This is a genomic window from Streptomyces sp. NPDC052299 (assembly GCF_040679335.1).
In the GTDB taxonomy this organism is placed as follows: domain Bacteria; phylum Actinomycetota; class Actinomycetes; order Streptomycetales; family Streptomycetaceae; genus Streptomyces.
Map to the genome: position 1 here is coordinate 1 of NZ_JBFAUP010000053.1, position 1,962 is coordinate 1,962.

At 73.0% G+C, this 1,962-nt stretch carries 1 protein-coding gene; it reads right to left on the reverse strand.

The genetic code is table 11. From position 1 onward, the window contains the following. Positions 1-1,962 (reverse strand): zinc-binding dehydrogenase (locus AB0L33_RS35100; protein WP_365687823.1); only part of this gene is annotated, 1,962 nt, incomplete at both ends.

The window sequence follows — 1,962 nt, forward strand, 5'->3', positions numbered from 1 at the left end:
GTGGTGACGAGGTGGTGGGCGAGGAGGGTGCCCAGGGTGCCGGTGGCCCCGGTGATCAGGACCGTGCCTTCCGGATCCAGCTCACGCGGCAGCGACAGCAGCGTCTTGCCGACGTGCTGGGCCTGGCTGAGGTGACGCAGCGCGGCCGGTGCGTGGCTCACGTCCCACGCGGTCAACGGCGGCGGGCTCAGCACCCCGGCCTCGAACAACTCCACCAGGGCCCTCAGCATCTCCTGCGTCCGCTCCGGCCCGGCTTCCATGAGGTCGAAAGCCTGGTAGACGACGCCCGGATGCGCGGCGGCCACCTCCTCGGCATCCCGGATGTCCGTCTTGCCGATTTCCAGGAAGCGGCCGCCGTGGGGTTGGAGGCGCAGGGTGGCGTCGACGAATTCCTTGGCGAGGGAGTCGAGTACGACGTCGAAGCCGTGTCCTTGGGTGGCGGTGGTGAACTGCTGCTCGAAGTCGAGGGTGCGGGAGTTGGCGAGGTGGGTGTCGTCGAAGCCGAGTGCGCGCAGGGTGTCCCACTTGCCGGGGCTGGCCGTGCCGTACACCTCGGCGCCCAGGTGCCGGGCGATCTGGGTGGCGGCCATTCCGACCCCGCCTGCCGCGGAGTGCACCAGCAGCCGCTCACCCGCCCGCAGCCCCGCCAGATCCGTCAGACCGTAATACGCCGTCAGGTACACGACCGGGATGACGGATGCCTGGCCGAAGGAGAGCCCTCGCGGAATCCGGGCGGTCAGCCGGTGGTCGGTGACCCCGACCGGGCCCAGCCCGCCCGAGGGGAACATGCCGAACACCCGGTCACCGACGGAGAGCCCGGTCACCTCGGAGCCGGTCTCCAGGACGACACCCGCTCCCTCGCCGCCGATCATGGCGTCGTCGCCCGGGTACATGCCGAGGCCGATCATCACGTCACGGAAGTTGAGACCACCCGCGCGCATGGCCACCCGGATCTCGTGGGCGGCGAGCGGGCGCTCCCCCTCGGGGTGCGGTACGAGCGCCACGTTGCCGAGCGTGCCCTTGCTGGTGACGTCGACGCGCCACGAGTCCACGCCGACGGGCGGCGTCAGCACCCCCGCCGCATCCGCCGGCCGCACCAGCCGCGGTACGTGGGCGCTCCCGTCCCGGACCGCGGCCTCGGGCAGCTCCTCCATCAGCACCTGGAGCACCGCGTCCGCCGCCGCCGAGGCGACGCCCGGCACCGTGTCCAGGTCCAGGAGCGCGAAGCGCTCCGGGTTCTCCGTCCTCGCCGAACGCACCAGACCCCAGACGGGAGCCGCCGCGAGGTCCCGGATCTCCGGTCCCGGCCGGGTGGCGACGGCGCCCCGCGTCACGACGACCAGCCGGGACCGCGCGAACCGTTCGTCGGCCAGCCACTCCTGCACCAGAGCGGTGACCCCGTACAGCACGGACCGCGTCGCCGTCAGGACGTCCGCGGTGTCCTCGCGCTCGCCGGTCACGCTCACCAGGACCAGCCCGGGTGCCTCGGCGCCCGTGTCCACGGCGGCGCCCAGCGCCGCCAGATCCTCGTAGCGGGCGCAGCCCCCGAGCACGGGGGCCAGCTCCAGCGGGTCGGCCGCCCCGAGCAGGGCCACCGACTTCGGCGCCGACATGTCCTCGGCCGGGGTCAGCGGCGTCCAGTCGAGCAGATGGACGCCCGAGTCGTCCGCGGCGCCCGCCGCCGCGCCCAGCTGCTGCCGGCTGACGGGCCGGGTGGTGAGCCCGCCGATGCGGGCGACCGGGCCGCCGTTGCCGTCGAACAGGGTCAGTTCGACGGTGTCGGGGGTGGTGGGGGTGAGGTGGACGCGGAGGGTGGTGGGGTGGGTGGCGTGGAGGGTGATGTTGTTCCAGGCGAAGGGGATGCGTTGGGTGGTGTTGTCGTTTTGGGGGGTGTTGAGGATGAGGGGGTGGAGGGCGGCGTCGAGGAGGGCGGGGTGGAGGGTGTGGTCGGTGGGTTGGGTG